The organism is Acidovorax sp. SRB_14 (genome assembly GCF_012932145.1).
GTDB lineage: Bacteria > Pseudomonadota > Gammaproteobacteria > Burkholderiales > Burkholderiaceae_C > Simplicispira.
On record NZ_MWOK01000002.1, the window covers coordinates 86,123 to 111,821 of the forward strand.

Annotated in this window: 31 protein-coding genes; 29 read left to right on the forward strand and 2 right to left on the reverse strand. The window is 66.6% G+C overall.

Annotated elements, in window-relative coordinates; translation table 11 throughout:
* The first annotated feature begins 2 nt into the window (after window positions 1-2).
* From fliF to flgJ, 16 genes are all read left to right on the forward strand, one after another.
* Window positions 3-1,673 (forward strand): flagellar basal-body MS-ring/collar protein FliF, encoded by a 1,671-nt coding sequence (gene fliF / locus B2J86_RS02325; protein WP_173024631.1) that lies wholly within the window; start codon window positions 3-5, stop codon window positions 1,671-1,673.
* On the forward strand, window positions 1,657-2,688 hold the full coding sequence (locus tag B2J86_RS02330; RefSeq protein WP_169168366.1) for a FliG C-terminal domain-containing protein: 1,032 nt from the start codon (window positions 1,657-1,659) through the stop codon (window positions 2,686-2,688). The genes fliF and B2J86_RS02330 overlap by 17 nt, the downstream gene beginning before the upstream one ends.
* Window positions 2,685-3,362 carry a flagellar assembly protein FliH gene (fliH, locus tag B2J86_RS02335; RefSeq protein ID WP_173024632.1) on the forward strand — a complete coding sequence of 226 codons (678 nt, stop codon included), beginning with the start codon at window positions 2,685-2,687 and terminating at the stop codon, window positions 3,360-3,362. Before B2J86_RS02330 ends, fliH begins: the two co-directional genes overlap by 4 nt.
* Window positions 3,359-4,669, forward strand: a complete 1,311-nt coding sequence (gene fliI, locus B2J86_RS02340; protein ID WP_173024633.1) for a flagellar protein export ATPase FliI — start codon at window positions 3,359-3,361, stop codon at window positions 4,667-4,669. The genes fliH and fliI overlap by 4 nt, the downstream gene beginning before the upstream one ends.
* Window positions 4,666-5,100, forward strand: a complete 435-nt coding sequence (locus B2J86_RS02345; RefSeq protein WP_169633184.1) for a flagellar FliJ family protein — start codon at window positions 4,666-4,668, stop codon at window positions 5,098-5,100. The genes fliI and B2J86_RS02345 overlap by 4 nt, the downstream gene beginning before the upstream one ends.
* A gap of 104 nt (window positions 5,101-5,204) precedes the next feature.
* Window positions 5,205-6,575, forward strand: a complete 1,371-nt coding sequence (gene fliD, locus B2J86_RS02350) for a flagellar filament capping protein FliD (protein WP_173024634.1) — start codon at window positions 5,205-5,207, stop codon at window positions 6,573-6,575.
* 32 nt (window positions 6,576-6,607) lie between these two features.
* Window positions 6,608-6,994, forward strand: a complete 387-nt coding sequence (gene fliS / locus B2J86_RS02355; protein ID WP_169168371.1) for a flagellar export chaperone FliS — start codon at window positions 6,608-6,610, stop codon at window positions 6,992-6,994.
* 10 nt (window positions 6,995-7,004) lie between these two features.
* On the forward strand, window positions 7,005-7,298 hold the full coding sequence (locus B2J86_RS02360) for a hypothetical protein (RefSeq protein WP_169168372.1): 294 nt from the start codon (window positions 7,005-7,007) through the stop codon (window positions 7,296-7,298).
* Window positions 7,295-8,413, forward strand: a complete 1,119-nt coding sequence (locus B2J86_RS02365) for a flagellar hook-length control protein FliK (RefSeq protein ID WP_173024635.1) — start codon at window positions 7,295-7,297, stop codon at window positions 8,411-8,413. Before B2J86_RS02360 ends, B2J86_RS02365 begins: the two co-directional genes overlap by 4 nt.
* A 6-nt stretch (window positions 8,414-8,419) precedes the next feature.
* Window positions 8,420-8,881, forward strand: coding sequence for a flagellar basal body-associated FliL family protein (locus B2J86_RS02370; RefSeq protein WP_169168374.1), 462 nt, complete (start codon window positions 8,420-8,422; stop codon window positions 8,879-8,881).
* 2 nt (window positions 8,882-8,883) lie between these two features.
* Window positions 8,884-9,600: an RNA polymerase sigma factor FliA gene (gene fliA / locus B2J86_RS02375; protein ID WP_169633180.1), complete on the forward strand. Its 717-nt coding sequence runs from the start codon at window positions 8,884-8,886 to the stop codon at window positions 9,598-9,600.
* A 22-nt stretch (window positions 9,601-9,622) separates the two neighbouring features.
* The gene (gene motA, locus B2J86_RS02380; RefSeq protein WP_169168376.1) at window positions 9,623-10,531 is read left to right on the forward strand and encodes a flagellar motor stator protein MotA; all 909 of its coding nucleotides are present in this window, start codon (window positions 9,623-9,625) and stop codon (window positions 10,529-10,531) included.
* Complete coding sequence (locus tag B2J86_RS02385) at window positions 10,528-11,511, forward strand: flagellar motor protein MotB (RefSeq protein WP_169168377.1); 984 nt, start codon at window positions 10,528-10,530, stop codon at window positions 11,509-11,511. Before motA ends, B2J86_RS02385 begins: the two co-directional genes overlap by 4 nt.
* 35 nt (window positions 11,512-11,546) lie before the next feature.
* Entirely contained in the window at window positions 11,547-11,828 is a 282-nt protein-coding gene (gene flgM, locus B2J86_RS02390) for a flagellar biosynthesis anti-sigma factor FlgM (RefSeq protein ID WP_169168378.1), read from the forward strand.
* The gene (locus B2J86_RS02395; protein WP_169168379.1) at window positions 11,825-12,253 is read left to right on the forward strand and encodes a flagellar protein FlgN; all 429 of its coding nucleotides are present in this window, start codon (window positions 11,825-11,827) and stop codon (window positions 12,251-12,253) included. Before flgM ends, B2J86_RS02395 begins: the two co-directional genes overlap by 4 nt.
* Entirely contained in the window at window positions 12,240-12,941 is a 702-nt protein-coding gene (gene flgJ / locus B2J86_RS02400; protein ID WP_173024636.1) for a flagellar assembly peptidoglycan hydrolase FlgJ, read from the forward strand. The genes B2J86_RS02395 and flgJ overlap by 14 nt, the downstream gene beginning before the upstream one ends.
* On the opposite strand, the gene flgA is transcribed toward flgJ, so the two are convergent.
* Window positions 12,926-13,678, reverse strand: a complete 753-nt coding sequence (gene flgA / locus B2J86_RS02405; protein WP_173024637.1) for a flagellar basal body P-ring formation chaperone FlgA — start codon at window positions 13,676-13,678, stop codon at window positions 12,926-12,928. The two genes, flgJ and flgA, sit on opposite strands and share 16 nt — an antisense overlap.
* A gap of 18 nt (window positions 13,679-13,696) precedes the next feature.
* On the opposite strand from flgA, the gene flgB reads away from it, so the two are divergent.
* The 13 genes from flgB to B2J86_RS02470 all read left to right on the forward strand — a co-directional run bounded on the left by flgB (window position 13,697) and on the right by B2J86_RS02470 (window position 24,472).
* Window positions 13,697-14,059, forward strand: a complete 363-nt coding sequence (gene flgB, locus B2J86_RS02410; RefSeq protein WP_173024638.1) for a flagellar basal body rod protein FlgB — start codon at window positions 13,697-13,699, stop codon at window positions 14,057-14,059.
* Between the two features lie 4 nt (window positions 14,060-14,063).
* Window positions 14,064-14,483 (forward strand): flagellar basal body rod protein FlgC, encoded by a 420-nt coding sequence (flgC, locus tag B2J86_RS02415; RefSeq protein WP_173024639.1) that lies wholly within the window; start codon window positions 14,064-14,066, stop codon window positions 14,481-14,483.
* A gap of 4 nt (window positions 14,484-14,487) precedes the next feature.
* Complete coding sequence (locus B2J86_RS02420) at window positions 14,488-15,156, forward strand: flagellar hook capping FlgD N-terminal domain-containing protein (protein WP_173024640.1); 669 nt, start codon at window positions 14,488-14,490, stop codon at window positions 15,154-15,156.
* Between the two features lie 13 nt (window positions 15,157-15,169).
* Window positions 15,170-16,384 (forward strand): flagellar hook protein FlgE, encoded by a 1,215-nt coding sequence (locus tag B2J86_RS02425; protein WP_173024641.1) that lies wholly within the window; start codon window positions 15,170-15,172, stop codon window positions 16,382-16,384.
* A gap of 11 nt (window positions 16,385-16,395) precedes the next feature.
* Entirely contained in the window at window positions 16,396-17,121 is a 726-nt protein-coding gene (locus B2J86_RS02430) for a flagellar basal body rod protein FlgF (protein WP_173024642.1), read from the forward strand.
* A 27-nt stretch (window positions 17,122-17,148) separates the two neighbouring features.
* Complete coding sequence (flgG, locus tag B2J86_RS02435; RefSeq protein ID WP_169168387.1) at window positions 17,149-17,937, forward strand: flagellar basal-body rod protein FlgG; 789 nt, start codon at window positions 17,149-17,151, stop codon at window positions 17,935-17,937.
* Window positions 17,937-18,605, forward strand: coding sequence for a flagellar basal body L-ring protein FlgH (flgH, locus tag B2J86_RS02440; protein WP_173024643.1), 669 nt, complete (start codon window positions 17,937-17,939; stop codon window positions 18,603-18,605). Before flgG ends, flgH begins: the two co-directional genes overlap by 1 nt.
* Before the next feature lie 19 nt (window positions 18,606-18,624).
* Window positions 18,625-19,728, forward strand: coding sequence for a flagellar basal body P-ring protein FlgI (locus B2J86_RS02445; RefSeq protein ID WP_169168389.1), 1,104 nt, complete (start codon window positions 18,625-18,627; stop codon window positions 19,726-19,728).
* An 8-nt stretch (window positions 19,729-19,736) separates the two neighbouring features.
* Complete coding sequence (locus tag B2J86_RS02450; RefSeq protein WP_169168390.1) at window positions 19,737-20,099, forward strand: rod-binding protein; 363 nt, start codon at window positions 19,737-19,739, stop codon at window positions 20,097-20,099.
* Between the two features lie 38 nt (window positions 20,100-20,137).
* On the forward strand, window positions 20,138-21,532 hold the full coding sequence (gene flgK / locus B2J86_RS02455) for a flagellar hook-associated protein FlgK (protein WP_169168391.1): 1,395 nt from the start codon (window positions 20,138-20,140) through the stop codon (window positions 21,530-21,532).
* 9 nt (window positions 21,533-21,541) lie between these two features.
* The gene (flgL, locus tag B2J86_RS02460; protein WP_173024644.1) at window positions 21,542-22,438 is read left to right on the forward strand and encodes a flagellar hook-associated protein FlgL; all 897 of its coding nucleotides are present in this window, start codon (window positions 21,542-21,544) and stop codon (window positions 22,436-22,438) included.
* 155 nt (window positions 22,439-22,593) lie between these two features.
* Entirely contained in the window at window positions 22,594-23,508 is a 915-nt protein-coding gene (locus B2J86_RS02465; protein ID WP_169633174.1) for a hypothetical protein, read from the forward strand.
* Window positions 23,509-23,602: 94 nt separating this feature from the next.
* Window positions 23,603-24,472: a TIGR00730 family Rossman fold protein gene (locus B2J86_RS02470; RefSeq protein ID WP_169168394.1), complete on the forward strand. Its 870-nt coding sequence runs from the start codon at window positions 23,603-23,605 to the stop codon at window positions 24,470-24,472.
* 48 nt (window positions 24,473-24,520) lie between these two features.
* Here B2J86_RS02470 and B2J86_RS02475 read toward each other — a convergent pair whose 3' ends face one another.
* The gene (locus tag B2J86_RS02475) at window positions 24,521-25,699 is read right to left on the reverse strand and encodes an MFS transporter (protein WP_173024645.1); all 1,179 of its coding nucleotides are present in this window, start codon (window positions 25,697-25,699) and stop codon (window positions 24,521-24,523) included.

Genomic DNA, 25,699 nt, shown 5'->3' on the forward strand with positions numbered 1-25,699 from the left:
GCGTGAATGCTGCCCTGAAATCCGGCTGGGAGCGCCTGCGCGCCAATGGCGCGCCCGCACTTCCACCTGCATTCTTCAAGAATCTGGCTCCGCTGGTGCTGCTGGCTGCGGGGCTGACGGCCGTGGTGCTGATGTTTCTCTGGAACGCTCAGGCCGGCTATAAGCCGCTGTTCGGCGCGCGCGAAAAGGTCGCCACCGCCGACATGATGTCAGTGCTGGAAGCGGAACGAATTCCCTACCGCGTGCACCCCGACAGCGGCCAGGTGCTGGTGCCTGAAAAAAGCCTCGGCAAGGTGCGCATGCTGCTGGCTGCCAAGGGCGTGACGGCCAAGCTGCCGGCCGGGCTGGAGCTGATGGACCGCAACGATCCTTTGGGCGTGAGCCAGTTCGTCCAGGACATCCGCTTTCGCCGCGGCCTCGAAGGCGAGTTGGCGCAAAGCATCGCTGCGCTGGACGCGGTGGAGAGCGCCCGCGTCCACCTGTCAATCGCCAAGTCGACCTCGTTCGTCATCAGCGATGGTACCCAGAGCTCCGCATCGGTGGTGGTTGCACTCAAGCCCGGCCACGTGCTCGCGCCCGAGCAGATCGCCGCCATCGTCAACCTGGTCGCCGGCAGCGTGGCCAGCCTCACCCCGCAGAGGGTGAGCCTGGTCGACCAGGCCGGCAACCTGCTCTCCGCCCACATCGACCTGAGCCAGGGCCCGGAGCCGCTGCACGGCAACGAGGCGGCCAAGCGCTACCAAGAAGCCACGCTGCGCAGCCTGCGCGACCTGCTTACGCCGGTGTTGGGCGAAGACAACTTCAAAGCCTCCGTGACCGCCGAGATCGACGATGACCGCATTGAAGAAACGCTGGAGCAATTCGGGGCGGACCCCAAGGTCACGGCAGAGGCCGTGCGCGACGAGCAGGACCGCGCCCTCTCGGCCATCGGCGTGCCCGGCTCGCTGAGCAACCGTCCCGTCAACGCCACGCCAGCGGACACGCCCCCCAACGAGGCCAACACGGCGCGCAAGAATGCCACCACGCGCCAGTATGCGTACGACCGCAGCATCAAGCAGATCAAGCGGAGTCGCAGCCGCCTGAGCAAGCTCAATGTGTCGGTGGTACTCAACAGCGCCGCCGCGCCCAAGGGCGCTGCCGACTGGAGTAAGCAAGACCTGGCCTACATCGAAAACATCCTGGCCAACGGTCTCGGCATCAACGCCGAACGCGGCGACAGGCTGGCCGTTTCGGCCCTGGCCTTCAGGGCCAGGCCCGAGCCGCCGGTCTGGTGGCAGCAGCGCGATAACCTGATCGATATGGGCACGCCCCTGGCCTATCTGGTGGGCGCCCTGCTGTGCTTCCTGCTGGTCGTGCGCCCGCTGCTGCGCAGCGTGCAAAAGCGCCTGGCTGCCGGCACCCCGCCCCTCCTCACGAACGGGCCGGCCCTCACGCCAGTGGTATCCCTGGCAGGCAAGAGCGCTCAAAGCGCCTCTGGCGCCGAGCACAGCACACCCGCCATCGCCCCCAACGCGATGCCTGTGGTGCCGCTGCTGGAAGACTACGACCTGCCCCCTCCCGGTTCTCCCGTCGATGTGATGGTCAATCACCTGCGCGTACTGGCCAGCAAAGAGCCCGAGCGCGTTGCCGAGGTGGTCAAACAATGGGTACAAAAGCATGGCCGACCTGAATGATGCGCTCCCCTCCGGAGGGGAAGCCAAGACCAGCAGCCTTGTGGAGCAAGCGGCCATCGTGCTGCTGTGCATGGGCGAAGAGCCTGCGGCGGCCGTCCTGCGCTGCCTGTCCCGCGAGGAGCTGCTGGAGGTGACGCAGGTCATGTCGCGGCTGAGCGGCATCAAGGTCGATGCCGTGAAAACCTCCATGCAGCGCTTCTTCGAGGACTACCGCGAGCAAAGCGGCGTGCACGGCGCTTCGCGCTCCTACCTCAAGCGCTCCCTCGATCTCGCACTGGGATCGGACATCGCCGGCAACGTACTCAACAGCATCTACGGCGACGCCATCCGGCCCAAGATGGCCCGGCTGCAATGGGCTTCGCCCAAATGGCTGGCCGACCGCATCGCGCATGAGCACGTGCGCATGCAGGCAGTCTTCCTGGCGTTCCTCCCACCGACCCAGGCCAGCATGGTCATCGAAGCCCTGCCAGAGGCGAGCCGCGACCTGGTGCTGTTGAACATGGCGCGCCTGCAGGAGATCGAAAGCGAGCTGCTGCTCGAGCTGGAAGAGATCGTGGCCCGCTGCCTCGATGAGCTTGGCACGCAAAGCGCCATGGTCGAAGGCACGCGCCAGGTGGCAGAGATCATCAACCGCCTGACCGGCGACAAGCGTCAGATGGTGGAGCTGCTGCGCGCGCACGACCCGCAGGTGGTGTCCGAAATCGAAGTCAGCATGTATGACTTCTTCATGCTGTCGAACCAGACCGAAGAGGTGCTGACCCGCATCCTCGACGAGGTTCCGCTCGAACAATGGGCCATGGCGCTCAAAGGGGCTGAACCCAGCGTGCGCAATGCGATCCTGCGCGCCATGCCGCGGCGCCAGGCCCAAAGCTTCGAGGACCTGTTGCGCCGCGCCGGCCCGGTGCCCCTCAGCCGCGTGGATCAGTCACGCAAGGAAATCATGGCCCAGGTCAAGGTCCTGGCCGATGCAGGCGAAATCCAGATCCAGCTGTTTGCCGAAACCGTCGTCGAATGAAGAATCCGCGCCTGCACCGGTTTCCTCCGCTGGCCCAGCTGCTGGCACGCCCCCACGCCGTGCGAGGCGGAGACGCTGCGTCGGTCGCGGACGGCTTTCAAGAAGGCATGGCGAAAGGCTATGAGCAGGGTCTGCAGGCCGGACGCCAGGACGGCCACGGCGAAGGCTTGGCCGAAGGCCGCCGCGAAGGCCTGCGCCAGGGGCAAGAGCAGGGCCGCCGAGAGGCCCTGGCCCTGTTCGCCAACCTGTCTCAACCGCTGGAGGCGGCGCTGCAGCAAGTCAACAGCCTGCAAGCCGATTACCAGGCGGCCATGCGCAAGGAAGTGGTGGAGCTGGTGGCCAAGGTGGCGCGCCAGGTCATCCGCTGCGAACTCGCTCTGCAGCCGCAGCAGCTGCTGGCCATGGTGGACGAAACCCTGGCCACCCTGCCCCGCGTGAGCGACGATGCGGTCGAGATCCGCCTCAACCCTGAGGAGTGCCAACGCATCCAGGAACTTCACCCCGAAAGCGCCCAGCGCTGGAGGCTGCACCCCGACCCCCGACTGGAGCCGGGGGAATGCCACGTCCATGCCGGCAACCATGAAGCCGATGCCGGTTGCCGCCAGCGGCAGGCGGCCGTCATGGAGCAGATCAGCGCCCAGCTGATCGAGCCCATGCCCGAGGAGGCGCCGTGATCGCCGCCGCACTGCGCCGACTTGAACTGGGCGCCGTTCCCGTGGCCACGCCCACGGGGCGTTTGGTGGGCGCCTCGGGCCTGCTGCTCGAGAGCGCGGGCTGCGCGCTGCACACGGGCCAGCGCTGCCACATCGAGACCGCTGTCGGCGCATGGATCGAGGCCCAGGTCGTGGGTTTTCGGGAAGACATCTCCTACCTCATGCCTTTCAAGAAGACCGAAGGCCTGTCCACGGGCGCCCGTGTGCTGCCCGCCTCGGAGCGGGGCGACCTCATGATTGGTCCGTCGTGGCTGGGGCGCATCGTCAACGGCCTGGGCGAGCCTCTGGACGGCCTCGGCCGCCTGAGCGGCGAGCATGTGCTGCCCCCCCACCCCCCACGCGTGCATCCACTGCGCAAGCAGCCCGTGCGCGACATGCTGGATGTCGGGGTGCGCGCCATCAACGGCATGCTGACCCTGGGCAAGGGCCAGCGCGTGGGCCTAATGGCCGGCAGCGGCGTGGGGAAAAGCGTGCTGCTGGGACTGATCACACGCCAGACCGAGGCCGACGTGGTCGTGGTCGGCCTGATCGGCGAGCGCAGCCGCGAGGTGCGCGAGTTCATCGAACGCTCGCTGGGCGCCGCCGGCCTGGCACGGGCCGTGGTCGTGATCGCGCCGGCCGACGAGTCGCCTCTGATGCGCCTGCGGGCCACCGAGCTGTGCCACTCGATCGCCGCGCACTACCGCGACCAGGGCAAGCATGTGCTGCTGCTGGTGGATTCGCTCACGCGCTATGCCATGGCCAAGCGCGAGGTCGCGTTGGCATTGGGCGAGCCCCCCGCCACGCGCGGCTACCCGCCGTCCGTGTTCAGCCTGCTGCCGCAGCTGGTGGAAAGCGCGGGCAATGGCGAGCACGAACATGGCAGCATGAGCGCGATCTACACCGTGCTGGCCGAGGGCGACGACCAGCAAGACCCGGTGGTCGACACCGCGCGCGCGATTCTGGACGGCCACATCGTCCTGTCGCGCGAACTGGCTGAACGCGGCCACTACCCAGCCATCGATATCACCGCCTCCATCAGCCGCTGCATGGCGCAGGTGGCCAGCGCAGGGCACCTGCGCGCAGCGCGCAACCTCAAGGAAATGGTGTCGCGCTACCTGCAGGTGCGCGACATGCTGCCCCTGGGCGCTTATGTCGCGGGGGCCGACCCCACGACCGACCGTGCCGTGGCCCTGTACCCACGCATCGAGGCTTTTCTGCACCAGGGCACCAACGAGGCCGCCCCCATGGCGCCGACGCTGACCCAGCTTGAGGGCCTGATGGCATGACGAACGGGCACAGCCTTGGCAACCTGGCCCGGCTCGTGGAGCTGCGCCAGCGCGCGGTGGACCGACAGCTGGCCGAGGTCGCCGACAAGCAGAGCGTGCGCGAGCGCTACCAGCGCAATCTGGAGCAGCTCGACAGCCTGTGTCGTAACGCCGGCCCCAGCGGCGCATCGATGGCCGTTTTTTCACTCAATAACGCCAACTACAAGCAAACCGTCATGCAGTTGGCCGACACGCACCGCGTCGACCTGGCCTTGCACGACGCGGACCTGGCGCTGTCCCGCCGCGCCCTGGTGGAGGCTGCGCGCCAGCGCGAGGCCGTGGACCAGCTGCTCACGCGCCAGCGGCAGGCCCTGCAGCGGACACAGGCCGCGCAAGAGCAAAAGCGCCAGGACGATATGGCCTCGCTGGTGTGGCAGCGGAGGTCCGTGTGACACGGACTTTTCAGCCCCGGCTTGGGTGCCATTTCAGTGGCGGCCGATTTCGGTCGCCTTTCCGTCAGACCGTTCTTCTTCAACCCCTTTGAAAGGACCCTGACATGGCAGACATCACCCCCAGCACCATGGCCAGCCAGTTGGCGACCATGTACACCTCGGCTGCACAGAGCCTGATCACGTCGCAAACCAAGAGCGCCCAGGCGGCGTCCTCGGCGCTGACCAAGCTCCAGTCCGCGCTCAGCGCGTTCGACACGGCGCTCAACAGCCTCTCGGGCAGCGCGAGCAGGAGCCTGGTGCAGCGCGGCGCCACCCTCAGCAACCCCGCCATTGGCACGGTCACCGCCTCGGCCACCGCCCAACCAGGCAACTACAGCTTTTTCGTGGAGCAGGTCGCTGCGCGCCACCAGGTGGCGTTTGAAGACCTGCCAGCCGTGCCGGTCTCGCTGGGCGGCCCCCTGGTGGTGACGCTGGCCGACGGCAGGAGTTTCACCGCCAACATCGCCACCGCCGACCAGAACAACGACGGCACCATCTCGCAGGCCGAGATCGCCCGCGCCATCAACCAGGCGACCGAGAACCAGGGCAAGGTCACCGCCACCACCGTGACCGTGGGCGGCAAGACACAGCTGGTGCTGTCTGCGGGCCAGACCGGTGTCAACAGCCGTATCACGCTGGACACCAGCGGCCTGCCCAACAGCGACCTCAAAACCGCGTTCACCACCAGCATAGAACTGTCCGCGGCACGCGACGCCATCGTCTGGCTGGGCGACAAAGACGCGGGCATCAAGCTGCAACAGGCCTCCAACACCCTGACCGCCGTCGATGGGGTGAGCATCACCCTCGCCAAGGCCATGCAAAGCGGGGACGCCCCGATCAGCCTGACCGTCAGCAACGACGACAGCGGCACCAGCGCCAACGTGAAAAAATTCATCGATGCCTACAACACGCTGAAGAAAACACTCGACGACCTCACGGCCAATGGCAAGGACGGCGTCGAGCGCGCCGCCTTTGCATCAGATGCCGGCGTGCTGTCCCTGCGCAACCGGATGTCGAACGCGCTGCGGCAAAGCTACGGCGGCCTGAGTCTGGCCGAGTTCGGTATCAACGCCGACCGCAACGGCACGCTCTCGCTGAACGACGCCAAGCTGCAGAAAACCCTGGCCGCGCATCCCGAGGGCCTGGACGCGGTGTTCGGCAACACCGGCCTGACCACTTCGAGTGGAGCCCTGGGTGCATTCCACAGTATCGTGAAAAGCTGGACCGACAGTGCCTCGGGCCAAATCAAACAACGCCAGAACTCCGTGCAAGCGCAGCAAAAGACGCTGGCCACGCGCCAGACGCGCCTGGATAACCAGTACACGCAGGCCTACAACCGCTACCTCGCCCAGTTCACGCAACTGCAGTCGCTGCAGGCGCGCATGAACGATACGTCGAGTCTGCTCAGCAACCTCGGCAACTTCGGCACCAGTTGAGGCCTGCCCCCCACCACTTCGCCCCCACACCCATGGACTACGACGTTTACAGCAATTACCACGCCGTCAATCTGAACGCGCAAACCGCCAATGCCTCGCCCGTGCAGCTGGTGCTGATCCTGATGGATGGCCTGCTGGAGGAATTGGCGCGCACGCGCGCCCACATCGAAGGCAAGCGCTACGAACTCAAAGCCCGTGGCTTGGACAAGTGCGTCAACATCCTCAACGGCCTGTCGAGTTCGCTCGACTTCGAGAACGGCGGTGAAGTGGTAGCCAACCTGGGGCGGCTCTACGAATACTGCGCCTGGCGCCTGTACAAGGCGGGGCTCGACCTGGAGGTCGGCATGATCGACGAGGTGGTGGGCTTGCTCACCAGCATCCGCAACAGCTGGCAGGCCATGCAGGTGGCCCATGGCTAAGGCATGGCAGATGGCCAACTTGACACAGCGGTTGCGCGCTGCGGCAGCGGCACAGAACTGGCGGGCGCTGGAGCAAGCCGACCGCGACCTGGCAACGTGGCTGGAGCTGCCCGCCCAGGCCGGCGCCTTGTCTGACACCGAACGCGCAAGCCTGCAAAACCTGGAGCGCGCGCACCAGCAGGCGCGGGCCCAGTGCGCCGCGGCCAGCGACGAATTGGCGCAGCGCCTCTCGGACCTGCGCACCCACAAGGACGGCTGGCTGGCCTATGCCCTCAACAGCGACCTGAACGACGCCACGGCATGACCATCGCCCTGCCCCTCTCCCCTGCATTCGCTGTCGCGGCGGCCCCGCTCGAACCGGCGCCGGGCACTGCGCAGGCCTTTGCCACGGCGGCGCCCGCGTCCGCCGGTGCTGCCCTTTTTTTTGAAACGCTGCAACGCGCCGCCGATCCCGCACTGTGGCTGCCGAGCGCCCCTGGCAGCAGCAGCGAAGCCGCTCTGCCGGTCGTGCCCGTTTCCGGCACACGGCCCTTCGACGGCTTCGACAAGGAGCAAGAGACCGAGGCCGCGCAGTTGCCCACCGGCGCAATGGCGCCACTCGCCATGGCCCAGCTGGCCGACGCCAACATGCCTGTGGTCGCACTGCCTACCAACCTGCAGCGGCCATTGGACCCGGCCACGACCGCCGCGACGGCAACCGCCGAGCAGTCGGCGGCCGCAGGTGCGCTTCCCAATCGCACCGTTCCCCAGGCGATGTCCGGCCCTGCGCAACTCTCCCAGGCTCCGCTTGTTCCGCAGGAGGCGCCAGCCGCTCCCCAGGCCCCGCGTGTCAACGCTGCCAAAGACTTGTGGTCAGGCAGCGCCACGCTCGGCCCCGAGGCCGCCGCCGTGCGCGAAAAAAGCATGGCGCTGCCTCTATGGCTGCGTGAAACTCGCGTGGCGCCCGACCCTGCTCAGTCCGATGCAAGTGACATACCCGCCACCGCCGTCTCGGCCAGCGCCACGCCCCGTACGGACACGCGGACGCCACAGGCCTTGCTTGAAACCCTCGGCGAGCGCATCGGCTGGCATGTCAAACGCGGCAGCGAGCACGCCGTCATCCGCCTCGACCCACCGATGCACGGCCAGTTGGAAATCACCATCCGGCGCGACAGCGCCGGCATCCAGGTGCACCTGAGCGCCTCCAGCAGCGAAGTCGTCCGTCAACTGCAGGCCATCAGCGATGGCCTGCGCCAGGACCTGATGGGTCGCCAGACAGGCGAGGTCATGGTCGTGATCTCCCACGGTGCCCGAGACAGCGACGGGCGGGAGCGCCAGAAAGACAGCGCCCCGGAGCAGAACGCGCCTGGGCAAGCCCTTGCGGAAGCAGAAAGCGACCAGGCTCCGGCGCGCTTCGCCCTCCATTCACCCCCTTATTGATCCACGATGAAAAAGTCACGGCAACTCATGGTCCTCGCCCTAGTGAGCCTACTCACGGCGGCTGCTGGCGGCGGCGGCGCTTGGTGGTGGTTCCAGCGCCAGGCCACGGCGGCCCCTGCGGTAGAGGCCAAGCCGACCTTCGACAAGCAGGAATACAAGTACGTCAGCCTCGACAAGGTCATCGTGATGCTGCGCAGCCAGGCCGGCGATCCCCTATCGCACTACCTGGCCGTCGATTTGGTCTTCAAGACGGTGGCTGAAAAGGAGCGCACGGTCAAAGAGCATCTGCCCCTGCTGCGCAGCGTGGCCGTGATGGCGTTGTCGACCTATCCGCTGGAGAAAGCCTCCCACATGACCGTGGCGCAGTTGGCAGCGGAGATCAATGCCGCCTACCAGGCCAGCTACCAAAACGAGAACCGCGAGCAGCCGTTTGTTGAAGCCCTGATCGGCAAGCTGATCATCGAATAAACATGGACATGCACACGGGTTACGCCGAAGTTCACGGTGCCGCCGCCTGCAGCGCCGAAGATGAGCAACGGCATCTGCTGTCTTACGCACCGTTGGTCAAGCGGGTCGTGCGGCAGCTGACGTCCCAGATTGGCGGCGCCGTGGACCGCGAGGACATGGAGCAGATCGGGCTGATGGGCCTGCTCGACGCCTTGCGGCGCTATGGCGGCGCCCCCGATGAGAAGTTCGGTGCCTATGCCTCGATACGCATCCGCGGCTCCATCCTCGATGAGCTGCGGCGCCAGGACTGGCGTCCGCGCGCCGTGCGCCAGGAAAGCCACCGCATGCGGGATGCGGTGCGCGAGCTGACGCGCCGGCTCGGCCGCACGCCGAGCGAGAACGACATCATGAAAGAGCTGGGCATCAACGCGGCCGAACTGCAGGAGTACCGCCTGGCGGAAAACGCCGAGATGCTGGTGAGCTTCGACGAGATCCTGCAGGAACTCAGCAACGTGCCCGCCAGCGCGCTCACGCCGGAGGCTGCCCTCATGAGCCGGCGCAGCCTGGAGCAGGCGCTGGGCACCCTGGACGAGCGTGAACAACGCGTGGTCCAGATGTATTACGAATTCGATCTCAGCCTGAAGGAAATTTCCGCTGTGCTGGGCCTCACGGACGCACGCATCTGCCAGATCAACAAGGGAGCTCTGCGGAAGATGAAAGCCTTCCTGCAAGACGCGTGAACTCCCTTTCAGGAAAACAAAAATGCAACCAATCGTCGGTATAGCCATTGTTCTTGGCTGTGTGTTCGGAGGCTTCATGATGGGTGGCGGCGAACTGCGGGTCATCTGGGAACCGGTCGAGCTGCTGATCATCTCCGGAGCCGCCCTGGGCGCCATCGTGCTAGGCAACCCGCGCCATGTGCTCAATGAAATGGTGCTGCAGCTGCGCAAGGCCGTCACCATGCGCAAGCAAAGCCAGGAGTTCCAGCGCCAGTTGCTGCTGCTGATGTACGAACTGCTGCAAACCGCCGCCGGCGGCCTGAAGGCACTCGACGCCCATGTCGAGGCGCCGCAGCAAAGTGCCCTGTTCCAGCGCTACCCACTGGTGCTGGCTGAACCCAAGCTGCTGCACTTCATCGTCGACAACTTCCGCCTGATGGCCATGGGCAAGATCAATGCCCACGAACTCGAAGGCGTGCTCGAACAGGAGCTGGAGGCGATCCATGAGGAGCTGAACCAGCCGTCCAAGTCGCTGCACAAGATCGCCGAGGCCATGCCCGGCTTCGGCATCCTGGCCGCAGTGCTGGGCATCGTGATGGCGATGAACACCATCGGTGATGGCGCCAGCTCCGCCGAAATCGCTGAGAAAGTCGCCGCGGCGATGGTCGGCACCTTCATCGGTATCTTCTTTTGCTACGGCGTGCTGGACCCGCTGAGCAACGTGATGAAGCAACTGGTCAAGCAGGAGCTGTCCACGCTCGAATGCGTGAAGGTCGTGCTGGTCACCCACGTCTCCGGCAAGCCCCCGCTGCTGGCCATTGACGCGGGCCGCCGCTTGGTGCAGCTCAACCTCAAGCCCAGCTTTGCCCTGCTTGAGGGCTGGATCAACGCGCTGACCGGCGAAGATGCGCCGCCCAGGACGCCCAATCGCCGCGCGGGAGACCCCCGGTGAGCGCTGCGCGCGAAAAACAGCACCAGGCCATCGTCAAGCGCGTCTCGCGCAAGCACGACGATGAGGAGCACGGCGGAGCCTGGAAGGTCGCTTTCGCCGACTTCTGCCTGGCCTTGATGTGCCTTTTCCTGTTGCTGTGGGTGCTCGCTGCGCGCAACGCGGAGCACACCGAGGAAGTGCTGCGCACCACCGGCGGCAAGCTTTTCGACGAGGGCGCGGGCCACAAGATCCAGAGCTTCAGCACGGCCCGGGGCAGCCTGATTCCCCGCGACCCCATACCCGCGCAAGGCGACACCCTGCAGCCACGCAAGGCCTTCACCAACGGCACAGGGAACGCCCAGGACACTCTACCGGGGGCCGCCCCTTTGCAGACACGCTACGAATCTCCGGCCGACCTGCAGCAGTTGTCGGCGATCCTGGCCAAGCTCAGCGACGATGCGGGCCTGGCCAGCAATCTGCAGACCATCATCACGCCCTACGGGCTGCGCGTCATGCTCCACGACACCGCCAAGCTGGGCATGTTCGAGCGCGGCAGCGCCTTTCCCACCGACCGCTTCCGCCGCCTGCTGCGCAAGATCGGGCCGGTATTTGCCCGCATGGAAAACCAGATGCTGATCGTCGGGCACACCGACTCCCTGCCCTATGCCGACGGCGATTTCGGCGCCGCCTCCAACTGGACGCTGTCGAACAGCCGGGCCATGTCCGCCCGCTACCACCTGCTGGCTGGCGGTATGCCCGCCACCAGTACGCTGCAGATCGTGGGCATGGCAGACCGCGCCCCCTTCGATGCCAATGACTCCACAGCGGACATCAACCGCCGCATCGAGCTGCTCATCCTCACCAGCGAACATGCCGGCAACATTGCCGCCATGTTCGGTGTGCCGGGCACCGTCACACCCTTGCTGCCCGGTGTGGACTCGGCCCTGCCCGAGCGCAACGCACTGACGGCGATGCGCGAGACCCTGAAAAAATTCCGTTGACCGTTGCCATGGAAACCAGACCCCGAGGCTATCGCATGAAAATCACCAGCACAGGCCTGCCTGCACTGCCCGCCACTGCCACCACCCCCATCCAGGAAACCCTGCCCGCGCACCCGGCCCAGACGGCACTGCGCGCGGAAGCCAGCGAACACCAGTCCACCGTGCTGCAGCCGGCCCAGGCGGCGCTGCGCGCCATGCCCGAAATCGATGAAGCCAAGGTGGCCGCGCTGCGCGATGCCTTGGCGCGCGGGGAGGTGAAGTTTGACGCGGCCAAGCTCGCCGGCCTGATCGCGCGCTACCACGGGGGGAGGGAATGAGCCTGCAGCCCGTCCTGAAGCGATTGCTCGCCGACATGGATGCCGACGTGCGGGAATACCGCGCCTTGAACGCCCTGCTGGAGGAACAGTTCGCCACCGCCCTGCGCCACGACAGCGCGGGCCTCGAAGTGCTGGCCCGCACCATCACGGCGGCGGTCGATGGGCTGGAAAAGCGCCGGCAAGCGCGCGTGGTGCTGGTCTCCCGCCTGCTGCCCACGCATGCCCGGCCGAGCATGGCGGCCGTGCTGGAGCGCCTCTCGGTACCAGCGCGCAAGGCCGTCGCCGCGCGCTGGAGCACCCTGGAGTCCCTGGTGCGCGAATGCAAGGAGCGCAACGCCGGCAACGGCCGCCTGATGAGCGACCAGCAGGCCCTGCTGCAGCGCGTGCTGACAGGCAAGGAAGAGGACACTTATGCTGCGGCCTGACATCGCGCTCGGCAGCACCACCGCCTCGTCGTGGAGCACCTTGCAGCCAGCGCTGGGCGGCACGGGCAACTTCGCGGCCGCATTCCAGCGTGTGCACGCCGACATCAAGCAGGTGATCGAGCACGGCTGGCCCGGCGAGGCTTGGCCGGCGTTGCGGCCTGAAGCCCAAATCCACCGTCTGAACAGCGCGCCGCCCAGTACCGCGCTGGGCGATGCGGTCTCCAGTGAAAGCCCGCAGGCCTTTCTCGCAGCGATTGCGCCGTGGGCCCGGCAAGCCGCGCAAAGCCTGGGCGTGTCCACCGAGCTGGTGGCCGCCCACGCGGCACTGGAGTCTGGCTGGGGTCAGCGGCAGTTGCGCGACGCCTCAGGCCACACCACCCACAACCTGTTCGGCCTCAAGGCCCAGGCGGGCTGGCAAGGTGGGCGCGCTGACGCGCTCACGACCGAATACGAAGACGGCATGGCCGTCAAGAAAACCGAAGCTTTCCGCAGCTACCCCGACTATGCAAGCGCCTTCGATGATTACGCCCGCCTGCTCCAGAGCAACCCGCGCTACCGCGCCGCGCTGAACACCGGCAACGACGCCCAGGCATTTGCCCAGGCGTTGGCGCGCGGCGGCTACGCCACGGACCCGGCCTATGCTGCCAAGCTGGGCCAGGTGGCAAGCCAGATTCAGTCCATGGACTGACCGGAATGCAAACCCGCCATGCTTTCAGGCTCCACCACCGCACTGCCCGACACACGCGCACGGATGATCTTGCCCGTGCTGGTATTGCGCACCCGCACGATGCCGCCGCGCCGCCCCGACTCCAGCGCCTCGCCCGCCACCTGGACCACGACCGGCCCGCTGCGGGCCACGATGTTCACGCTGTCGCCGCGCTTGACCAGCAAGGGTTGCGCCAGAAAACGCGGCTGCACCACCTGCCCCGCGCGCAGCGCGCGCGTGCTGGCTTGGCCGATCGCGGCGTCCAGCGCCGGCAGGCTGTCGTCCATGTCGGTGAGCTTGCGCCGCTCCTGCGCCACATCGGCCTCGGCCAGCAGGCGGTTGGCCGGCAGATCGACAGCGGCCACCACCACCAGCGCAGAAACCTCGGCACGCACGATCCAGTCACGCTGCCATCCAGACGGGCCAGGGCAGGCGGCGGTAAAACGCATGCGGCTGAGGTACCGCGTCTCCACCGCGTCAACCGCGATCGCTTGCGGGCAGGGCGCCGGCGCCGGGGTGCGGCTGACGAAGCTCAATGCGAAGGCGGGATCCACCAACCCCTTGAGCGTGGCCTGCTCGGTCAGGAAGTGGCGCACCGCCGCCTCGACCGGGGCCGCCGCCGGCTCCGGGCTGGCCGCCTGCGACAGCGTCGCCACGAGCAATGTCCCCACGAGGGCGGCCCGCAACAGCGGCCGGCCGTGAACGTTTTTTGTGTACATCAGGAGAAGAGGAACGATATGGGAATTCACTTCGACAAGGCGCTGGGCATCCACCAGGATGCGCTCAGGCTGCGCGCGGATCGTACCAAGGTCCTCGCATCCAACCTGGCCAACGAAAGCACGCCTGGCTACCAGGCACGCGACATCAATTTTGCTGCAGCACTGGGCCGCACGCGCGACAGCCATGACAGTTTGGCGCTGGACACCAGCGACGCGGAGCTGCTGTACCGCGTACCCAACCACCCTTCCCAGGATGGCAATACCGTCGAGCTCGGCGTGGAACAGGCCGTGTTCTCTCAGAACGCCTCGGACTTCCAGACCAGCCTGGCCTTCACCAACATGAAGCTCAAGGGCCTCGCCAAAGCCATCGCAGGACAGTAAGACCATGTCATTCCGAATGATCACCGAGATCGCCGGCTCGGCCATGACAGCGCAGACCGTGCGCCTCAACACCATCTCCAGCAACCTGGCCAATGCACAGTCGGCGTCCGGCAACGAAGCCGAGACCTACCGCGCGCGCAAGCCGGTGTTTTCCGCCATCAGCCAGGCGAGCAGCAGCGATCAGCTGCCCGGAGCGCGCGTACAGGTGCTCGACGTGGTCCAGAGCACCGAGCCTCTGCGCAAGACCTACGAGCCCGGCCACCCGCTGGCCAACGACCAGGGCGAGGTGTTCTACCCCAACGTCAACCCGGTAGCCGAGATGACCGACATGCTGTCGGCATCGCGCGCCTTTGAAACCAATGTGGAGGTGCTCAGCCGCGTCAAGTCGATGCAGCAATCCCTCCTGAAACTCGGCGAAGGCTGATCCCATGCAAACCCCTTCCTCCACCAGCGGCCAGGGCGCCGGCGTCGACACGGGCATCGCCCATGCGGCGGGCTCGGCGGCCTCCGTTTCGAACCTTTTCACCACGCTGCTGGTTGCTCAGATCAGGAACCAGAACCCCCTGGAGCCCACGGACCCGAGCGAATTCGTCGGCCAACTGGCCCAGCTCAGCCAGATGGAGGCGCTGCAAAAGCTGACCGACCAGGGCGCGGCGAGCACGTCCATCCTGTCCAGCCTACAGCTGCTGTCCCTCGGTGCCCAGGTCGGCTCGCAGATCACGGTGCGCAGCGACACGGTCACCCTGGCAGGGGAGCCCGTCCGCATTGGCTTCACGCTGGATAACCTCAGTGCACAGAACACGCTGGTCCTCACCGGCAGCGACGGCAGCACCCAGCGCATCGAGCTCGGCACATTGAGTTCCGGCGCCGCCCACTACACGATCGACCCCGCCAAGCTGGGCCTGGCATCGGGCACCTACCGCATGGAAATCGTCGCCGACAACAAGGAAACGCCCCCGCTGGATGTCACCGGCACCCTGGCGAGCGTGCGGCTGTCCAGCTCGGGCATGCCTCTTCTGAGCGTCACCGGTGCCGGCCAGGTGCAGCCCGGCCTGATCACCGGCTTCAACGGCCAGCCCTCCCCCACCAGCCACTGAACAAGGAACCGCCATGAGCTTCGAAATCGCACTCTCCGGCATCAGCGCCATCAACACGTCGCTGGACACCATCAGCAACAACATCGCCAACTCGGGCACTTACGGATTCAAGTCCAGCCGCGCGAATTTTTCCTCGATGTACGCGGGCTCCCAACCGAGCGGCGCGCGCATCGGCTCGCAGACCCAAAGCATTGACATCGGCGGCGGCGTGCTCACCACGGGCCGCGGCCTGGACGCCACCATCCAGGGCCGGGGCTTCTTCATCACCAGAGACTCTACCGGTGTCGAGCTCTACACCCGGGTGGGCATCTTCGCGACCGACAAGGACGGCTACCTGGTCGACAGCTTCAACCGCAAGGTGCAGGGCTATAACGCCGTGGTGGACGCGGCCGGCGTCCCCGTGCCGGGCGCGGCGCTGGGCGCCATGGGCGACATCAAGGTGCCCACGGGCCAGATCGCGGCCCAGGCCAGCACCAGACTCGACTATGTGGGCAATCTTTCCGCCGACTGGAAAACACCTGCGGTCGCCCCATTCGACCTTGCAGACCCGCTGTCCTACAACAGCTCCTCGGTGGCCGTGGCCTATGACTCGCTGGGTGCCAAGCACACCGTGACGCAGTACTTCGTCAAGACCGGTACCAACGCAGTCACGGTCCACTACGCCTTCGACGGCACTGAGCAGGCGGCGGCGACCGCAACCCTGGCATTCGGCCCCGACGGCCAACTGCCCCCTCCTCCACCCTCGACGACACTGGTGCCAACGCCCGCGCCAGCAGGCGTGGACCCCATCAGCATCGCCATCAACTACGCCGGCTCGACCCAGTTCGCTGGCGAGACCACCAACACCGTCAACGCGACCAATGGCTACGCATCGGGTGCGCTGGTAGGCGTGCAGCTGTCCGAAGACGGTTCGGTGGTGGCGCAATACAGCAATGGCCAGAAGCAGAAGGTCGGCACCGTCGCCCTGGCCACGTTCCCCAACGAAAACGCCCTGGTCTCGGTCAACGACACCAGCTGGACCACGTCCAGCGGCTCGGGCACGCCGCTCTACGGCACGCCGGGCAGTGGCATGACGGGTGCGCTGACCGTGGGCGCGATCGAGCAATCGAACGTGGACATGACCTCCGAACTGGTAAGCCTGATGACGTCCCAGCGCAACTACCAGGCCAACACCAAGGTCATCTCTGCCGAGAGCGACATGATGAAAACCTTGATGCAGGCTGTCTGAGGTAGCACGGCATGGATGCACTGATCTACTCCGCAATGAGCGGCGCCGAGCGGTCCCTGCGGGCCCAGCAGGTGCATGCGAACAACCTGGCGAACCTGCAGACCAGCGGCTTTCGTGCCGACCTCGAATTGGCGACCAGCCAGAGCGTGGCGGGATTCGGCTACGACGCCCGCCACATGAACCAGCTGCAGGCCAACGCGGTGAATACGCGTGCCGGCACCCTGGCGCCCACCGGGCGCGACCTGGACGCGGCCATCAGCGGCGAAGGCTTCTTCACCGTAGCCCACGGCAATGGCGAAGCCTATACGCGCAGCGGCGCGTTTGCGCTCGACAGCAGCGGCATGCTGACCCTCAATGGCCGGGCGGTGATCGGCGACGGCGGCCCCATCACGCTGCCGCCCGCATCGCGCATCGCCATTGGCGCAGACGGCACGATCTCGGTGCAGCCCAACGGCCAGGAAACAATGCAGCCCGTCGACCGCCTCAAGCTGGTCAAGCCCGCTGCCAACGACCTGACCAAGAACGAAGCGGGCCTGATCGTCGGCCGTGCGGGCGTGGCGCTGCCCGCGGACGACACCGTGCAGGTGCGCAGCGGCCACCTTGAAAGCAGCAACGTGTCGGCGGTGGAAGAGATGGTTGCCACCATGACGCTCAGCCGCGATTTCGAATTCCATATGAAGCTCTTCAAGGCCGCCGACGACATGGCGGCCAACGGCAACCGGCTGTTGCGAGAGTAAACCCAGACACCCCCTCAGGAGAAAACCATGAACCCAGCCATGTGGATCAGCAAGACCGGCGTGCAGGCGCAAGATGCCAAATTGCAGGCCATCGCCAACAACCTGGCCAACGTCAACACCGTCGGCTTCAAGCGCGACCGCGTCGTCTTCGAAGACCTCTTCTATTCCGTCGAGCAGCAGCCCGGCGCCCAACTGGACAACAACCGCACCTCCGTCTCGGGCGTGCAACTGGGCAATGGCACGCGCATGGTCGGCACGCAAAAGCTGTTCACCACGGGCAATATGCAGACGACCAACCAGGCGCTGGACGTGGCCATCACCGGCAACGGATTCCTCCAGGTGGAGATGGCCAGTGGCGAATCCGCCTACACGCGCGCCGGCCAGCTTTCCGTGAATTCCGAAGGGCGCCTGGTGAATGCGCAGGGCCTGCCACTGCGTCCCGAAATCACCGTTCCGGCCAATGCCACGGCCATCTCCATCGGCGAGAACGGCGTGGTTTCGGCCACCGTGCCCGGCACGACCACGCCCACCGAGCTGGGCCAGATCACGCTGTCCCACTTCATCAACCCCACCGGCCTGCTGGCCCTGGGCGACAACCTCTACAAACAGACCACCGCCAGCGGCGCACCGACCGAGGGTAACCCCGGCGAAGACGGCCGTGGCAAACTCAAGCAGGGGACGCTGGAGGGCTCGAACGTGCAGGTGGTGGAGGAAATGGTCGACATGATCGCCGCTCAGCGCACCTACGAAATGAACACGAAGGTACTGTCGGCCGCCGACGGCATGCTGCAGAACCTGGTCCAGGCAGTGCGCTGATGCAAGGCTGCAAGGCAATCGCCGCGTCGCTCGCCTGCCTGGCGCTGGCCGCCTGCGAAACGGTGGCCACAGTCCCGCCCTCGGGTCCCGCGGAAGCTCTCGAGTTCGCCACTGCGCCCCTTGCCGTGCAGCGAGGGCAGTCGGGCGGCGTATTTTCCCCGCTCGCGTTTTCTTCACTGACCTCGGACAGCCGGGCGTTCCGGCCCGGCGACGTGCTCACCGTGGTGCTGCAGGAAACCACCCAGGCGAGCAAGAAAACCGGCACCAGCACCGGCAAGAACAGCAGCGCCTCGGTAGCGCCCAGTGTGCTGCTGGGCAAGACGCTCAAGACCGACATCGGCATCGATGCCCAGCGCCACTTTGACAGCAGCGGCTCCAGCATGCAGCAAAACACCCTGCAGGGTGCGATCACCGTGGTCGTGCAGGAGGTGCTGCCCAACGGCTTGCTGCAGATTCGCGGCGAAAAAAGCCTGACGCTGAACCAGGGCGAGGAATTTATCCGCGTCAGCGGTTACGTTCGCGTCGCCGACATCGACACCGACAACCGCCTGTCGTCGCAGCGCATCGCCAATGCGCGCATTGTGTATTCGGGGCGCGGTGCCTTGGCCGAAACCCAGCGCCAGGGCTGGCTGATGACGTTCTTCAACGGCTCCTGGATGCCTTTCTGAGCTTGCAAAAGAAGTTGCCATGAAATTGTTGCGCCTTGCCCCCTTTCTATTGACGCTGTGCCTGTGCGCCGCGCCGGCCCTGGCGGCGCAAAGCCTGCGCAACCTGGTGCAGGTCGAAGGTGTGCGCGAGAACCAACTGGTCGGCTACGGCATCGTGGTCGGCCTCAATGGGTCGGGTGACAGCACCCAGGTCAAATCGGCCGGCCAGTCGGTCACGAACCTGCTCAAGCAGTTCGACGTCAAGCTGCCCGAACGCACCGACTCCAAGACCAAGAACGTGGCCACGGTGATGGTCAGCGCGGTCTTCCCGCCGGGCTACCGCAGAGGCCAGACCATCGACGTCACCGTGTCGTCGCTCGGCGACGCCAAGAGCCTGCGCGGCGGTGCGCTGCTGCTGTCGCCCTTGCGCGCGGCCAACGGCGAGGTTTATGCGCTGGCCCAAGGCAACCTCGTGGTCGGCGGCCTGAACGCCCAGGGTGCCAGCGGCTCCAGCGTGACGGTGAACACCCCCACGGCCGGGCGCATTCCGAACGGCGCCACCATCGAGCGCGAAATCGAGACAGATTTCGACACCCGGCCCACCGTGCGCCTGAGCCTGCGCCGCCCCAACTTCGAGACCGCGACGAATATCGTGGCATCGATCAACCGGCGCTTCGGCGCCGTCGCCACCACGCGCGACGCCACCAGCGTGGAAGTGCAGGCCCCGCAGAACCCGACCGAGCGCGTCGCCTTCGTGGCCCAGCTGCAGGCGCTGAGCGTCAATGTCGGCATCGAAACCCCCAAGGTCATCTTCAACTCCAAGACCGGCACCGTGGTCATCGCCCAAGGCGTCACGGTGCGGCCGGCCGCCGTGTCGCATGGCGCGCTCAAGGTGGTGATCAACGAGCAGCCCCAGGTCAGCCAGCCCGCGCCGTTCAGCCAGGGCCAGACCGCGGTCACGCCGCAGTCGCGCGTGAGCGTAGAGCAAGGCAATGGGCGGATGTTCAACTGGCCCACCAGCACCAAGCTGCAAACCATCATCGACACCATCAACAGCACCGGCGCCACGCCCGACGACATCATGGCCATCCTGCAGGCGCTGGACCAGGCCGGCGCCATCGACGGCGAACTGGTCGTGATCTAAGACTCTCCATGAACGAACTGCACCCCCAGCCCTTTTCACTGGCCCCGGCCGCCAGCGCGACCGAGCCCGCCATCCGCGAAGCGGCCAAGGCCGAGCAGGCCGCCGTCAAGTTCGAAGGCCTGTTCATCGGCGAAATGCTCAAGCAGATGCGCCGCAGCGCCCGCGAGATCGCTGGCGAAGACGGCATGTTTAAAAGCCCGACCCACGGCAGCCTGCTGGAACTGGCCGACACCATGGTGGCCGACGCCATGGCCGGGCAGCGGGCGTTCGGCATTGCCGACGTCATCCTGCAGCAGCTGCTCGCACCGGCCGATCCGGCCACAGACGGGCCGCTTAAGTTTTCGCCCGCCACGGCCGCCTTGAAGCCTTAAGGCCGCCCAGGCCACCTCTTTCAGAAAGCGCCCATTCCATGAGCATGATCAACAACGCCCTGTCCGGCACGCTGGCGGCGCAAGCGGCCCTGACCGTCGCCAGCCAGAACGTCGCCAACCTCATGACGCCGGGCTACACCCGCCAGGGCATCCTGCTGACCTCGGCCCAGCCTTCGCGCTCGGGCCCGTTCGCGGCCGGCGACGGCGTCAACATCCCGTCGCTGTTCCGCTTCAGCGACGACTACAAGAACCTGCAAATGTGGAACGCGGCCTCCAACCTCGGCCAGCACGCCACCACCCAGCCCTACCTGACCCAGCTCGAGCAGGTCATGGGCGACGACAGTGCCTCCATCAACAGCGGCCTGGACGCCTTCTTCAGCGCCCTGAACGCGGCCAGCGTGGAGCCCACGTCCAGCCCGCTGCGCCAGCAGGTCATCAGCTCTGCCGAGGCCCTGGCCCAGCGCTTCAACAGTCTCAACCAGGTGCTCTCGGGCCAGCGCGCATCGGTTGCGCAGCAGCGCAGCACCACGGTGGCCCAGGTCAATGCCCTGGCCACCGACATCGCCAAGCTCAACGAAAAGATCGCTTCCGCCTCGGCCACAGGGGCCAGCCCGTCCGGCCTCATGGACGAGCGCGACAACAAGATCGACGCGCTCGCTGCCCTGGTCGGAGTCCAGGTCGTGAACCAGCCCGATGGCTCGCGCAGCGTCTCGCTGCGCGGCGGCCAGCCCCTGGTGGCGGGATCGATGGCGGCCACGCTGGAAGTGAAGCCCCTCACTGGCGGCGGGCAATCGCTGGTGGTCCAGTTCGCCACCCAATCCTTCGGCGTGACCGGCACCGACCTGGGCGGCCAGCTCGGCGGGCTGGCCAGCTATGAAGACAAGGTGCTGGTGCCCCTGGCCCAGTCGGTCACCGACATGGCCGGTGAGATCAGCAAGAAGTTCAATGACACGCTGACCGCTGGGTACTCCATGGGCAGCACGGCGGCCACACCGGAGTCCGGCAAACCGCTGTTCGTCTTCAATGCCAGCAGCACGTCCGGCATGCTGCAGGTCACGGCCGGCCTCACGCCACAGGACCTGGGCTTTTCTGCTGACCCGGCACTGCAGGGCGACAGCGCCAACTTGCTGCAATTGATCGACCTGAAGAACCAGCCCATTGCAGTCGGCACCCTGGGCAGCGTGCTGATGGGTGACGCCTACACGCAACTGGTCAGCAAGCTGGGCACGGACAGCCAGCAGAACCACAGCGCGCTGAGCGTGACGGAAACCGTGCGCAACTACGCCGTGGCCAACTGGAAGAACACCAGCGGGGTGAACTCTGACGAAGAGGCCATCAACCTGGTGCAGTTCCAGCAGATGTACCAGGCCAACATGAAAGTCATTGCCGTTGCCAACCAGCTGTTCGACAGCACGCTGGCCATGATGAACTAAGGGCAGAACATGCGCATCGCCACCACCCAGTTTCACGCCACCATGAACACGGCGCTGCAGAACGCCAATGCCCGGCTGGAGCATGTAATGCAGCAAATGTCCTCCGGGCAGCGCCTGCTGCAACCCTCCGACGACCCGATCTCCAACGTCCGCCTGTCGCGCATGGCGCGCGAGGATGCCGCGCTCACGCAATACCGCGACAACATCAGCGCGCTCAGCACCCGCCTCATGCAGAATGAAACGGCGCTCGGCAGCATGGTGCAAGACATGCTGCAGGTGCGCGATCTGCTGGTGTGGGCCCGGGACGGCAGCAACACCTCGGAAGACGTGAAGGCGATGGCAAGCTCTCTGACGGCCCTGCGCGACAGCCTTTTCTACAGCAGCAACAGCAAGGACCAGGAGGGCCGCTACCTGTTCTCCGGCACGGCCAGCGCAACGGACACGGTCACCTACGACGATACCCAGCCCCTGGGCGCCCGCTATACGTTCACGGGCAACACCGCGCCACAACAGGTCGTCGTGGGCCATGGCATCACGCAGACGGCCAACGTCACGCTGTCTGAGATGGCCGCTCTGCTCAATTCACTGGACCGCACGGCCACCACCCTGCAAACCAACGGAATGAACACCGGCGATACCGTGGGCGACACCATCAAGGCCCTGGACGATGCGCTCTCGTCGGTCAGCGGCAAGATCGCCGGCCTCGGCGGCACCCAGAACATCCTTGCGACGCTGGACAGCAACCACGGCAACGTCAGCGTGTCGAACCAGCAGGCCATGATCACCCTCGGGCAACTGGACTACGGAGAAGCCGCCACACGCCTGTCGGGTTACAGCACGGCGCTGCAAGCCACACAGAAGGCCTACAGCAAGGTCAGCGGCCTGTCGCTGTTCGACCTTCTCTGACCGCGCACCCCGCCTCCGCCTCCATGCAGCTCACGCCCCTCTCCAGCGCAGACCGCTCTCCCTCCCTGCAAGCCCAGCTTCCAGCCACCGGCGCGGCGCAGCGCTCCACTGTGCCAGTGGCACCGACAATGCCGGCGGCACCGCTCCTGCGGAGCATGGCTGCCCCCACACCACGGCAGGGCCTGGGGGTCTGGGCGCCGGAGCTCAACGCAAAGGTGGCCAGCGCCCAGCAGGCGCTGGCCTTTCTGGATGAGCTGTCGTCGCAACTGCAGGACGTCAAGGCCCAGCTCAGCCTCAAGCTCGCCGGCAGCTACGTGCGCGAAGGCGCGCTGGAGAAACAGCAGCACCGCCTCGCGCAGCTGTGGAAGGACCGGGCCGAGCACAGCGGCCACCGCCTGGACGCCCAGCTCGCGTACAGCGGTGACACTCCGGCGCGGCAGCGCTTTCGGATTCGCGGCCTGGACCAGCAAAGCTTGCAGGCCAGCGGCCAGGAGACCCTGGTCTTTTCACTCAACGGGGCACCCCGGCACACCATGTCGCTGCGGATCGAAGCCGGCCTGCCACCGGCCGCGCTCGCAGGCCGGTTCAACCGGGCGCTGGTTCCCGCCGGCATCCAGGTGAGCCCCAACGCCCAGGGCCAACTGGATTACTTCACCGTACCGGAGGCGCAGTGGCCGCAGGTGCGCGACAGCCTGGCCATCAAGGGCGATGGCAAGCGTTTTCCCACCGGGCAGTTCGCACGGGTACGGGCGGAGCCCGAGCCGGCCATCATCGATCCGGGCGCCTGGGAGCTCGACGGGCCGAGCGGCCTGCGCCAGGCCTTGCCGCAGATCGTGCGGGCAGCCCAGCAGAGCGATGCCGCCCGCGCCGAGGTCCTGCGCTCCCTGGCCGATGCAGAACACTCGCTCAGCCGCCCGGAAACCGCCGGCGACGTCGCTGCCGTGCGGGCGTTCGCGCAGTCCTTCGAGGAGCAGACGCGGACAGCCAACTACCCCATCCTGTCGGCTGTGTCCCCCAGCCTGCTCGGCCTGCCCCGCTACCGCATCGACAGCCTTCTGGCGCTGCCATAACCCGGGCGCGTGGCGCCCACATGGCCCCTGGTCCCGGCCTCCCCTTTTGCTTGCGCCCCTCCGGTGCCTGCAAAATCCCCGCCACAATCACGCCATGGACGCCACCACCCAACTCAATGAACGCAGTCTCTCCGATGTCTGGGACGAACTGCACAACCAGTCCACCAACGGCAACCCGCTGGAGGCCAATTCCAACCGGCTCGCCTTTGCCGACCCCGAATTCCTGTTCCGGCGCGAGACGCGCGGCATCCGCTTGCAACTCGAATTGCTCAAGCCCGAGCTGGGCCAGGCCGAACAGGGCATCCAGAACACCATCGTCGTCTATGGCAGTGCGCGTTTTGTGGCCCCCGACGAAGCCGCGCAGCAGTTGGCCCAGGCGCAGGCCAGCGGCGATGCCGAGCGCCTGGCGCTGGCAGAGCGCGCCGTGCGCAATGCCGGCTACTACAACAAGGCGCGCCAGTTCGCGCGCCTGGTGGCCGAACACAGCAACCGCCAGCTCCCTGACAACCGGCTCTACATCTGCACCGGCGGCGGCCCCGGCATCATGGAGGCGGCCAACCGCGGCGCCAGCGACGAAGGCGCACTCAACGTGGGGCTCAACATCACGCTGCCGCACGAGCAAAGCGGCAACCGCTTCATCTCGCCCACGCTGAGCTTCAAGTTCCACTACTTTGCGCTGCGCAAGATGCATTTCATGATGCGCGCCAAGGCCCTGGTCGCGTTTCCAGGCGGTTTTGGCACGCTCGACGAGCTGTTCGAGGTGCTGACCCTGGTGCAGACCAAGAAGGCCAAGCAGTTGCCGATCGTGCTGTTCGGCACCGCCTACTGGAAACGGCTCATCGACTTTGACGTGCTGGTCGAGGAAGGCACCATTTCGCGCGAAAACCTGGAGCTGTTCCGGTACACCGACGAGCCACAGGAGGCCTGGCGCTGGATCCGCGAGTTCTACCAGCTCGCCAGCTGATTTCCGTTCCAGATCAACCGTGCTCCGTGCCGGCTTCGCTGGCGGGCATCAGTCCCGCGCGCGGGCCGGCGGCCGCAGCAGCCAGGCCAGCCGCGATCCCAGCCCCACGCCCGTGCCCACCACCCAGAACAGGCCCGCCACGCCGATCAGCGCGCCGGCGGTGCCAAACAGCAGGGGCATCATCACGCTGGAGGCGTTGATGGCCATGAGGCGCAGGCCCAGGGCCTCGCCGTGCCGCTGCTCGGGCGTGATCTGGTGCAGCATGCTCATGATCATCGGCTGCACCGAGCCCAGCGACAGGCCCAGCAGCACCGAGCACAGGCCCATCGACCAGGCCGTGGTCAGCAGCGGATAGACCACAAACAACGCCGCGGTGGCGACCATGGCGCCGGCGATCACCGCCCATTCGCGCAGCCACTGCGCCACCAGCGGCATCGCCATGCGCACCAGCGCCGCGGCAATGGCGAAGGCCCCCAGGATGGTGCCGATGACCGACGCGCTCAGTGCCCGCTCGTAGCCCAGCAGCGGCACGACGAAGGTGTGCACGTCCCAGCAGGACGACAGCACCCAGTTGACCAGCATCAGGCGGCGAAAGCGCGGCTCGCGCAATAGGTCCCACACGCGCTGCTGCGGCCCGCCGGTGGCGGCGATCACGGGCGGCAGCTCCACCGTGTGGCGCACCCAGAACCAGGTGGCCAGCGGCAGCACCGCCAGCAGCGCGAACGCCCAGCGAAAGCCGCCGAGGCTGCCGGCGGCGCTGCCCGCATGGTCGATCATCAGGCCGGCAAAGAAGGGGCCGATGAAGTTGGAGATGGCCGGTCCGATCGCCAGCCAGCTGAACACCTGCTTGAGTTGCGTGGCGCTGTGGGCGGCCCGGCCGACGTGGCGCTGCAGCGCGATCGTGGCCGCACCCGTGGCGCCGCCCGTGAGCAAGGCCGCCGCGCACAGCACCTCGAACACCGGAAATGCCAGCGCGAGCCCCGCGCCGCTGGCGGCCGCCACCACGCAAAAGCCCACCGGACGGCGCAGTCCATGGCGGTCGGCATAGCGCCCCGCGGGCAGCGCCAAGAACACCTGGGTCAGCGCAAACAGCGCCAGCAGCACGCCCACGGCCGCTGCGCTGTAGCCCGCGCGCAGCGCCAGCAGCGGCGCAGCCATGCGCATGCCGGCCATGCAGGCATGCACGCAGACCTGTCCCGCGATCAGACGGGCCAGCGCGGCGTTCAT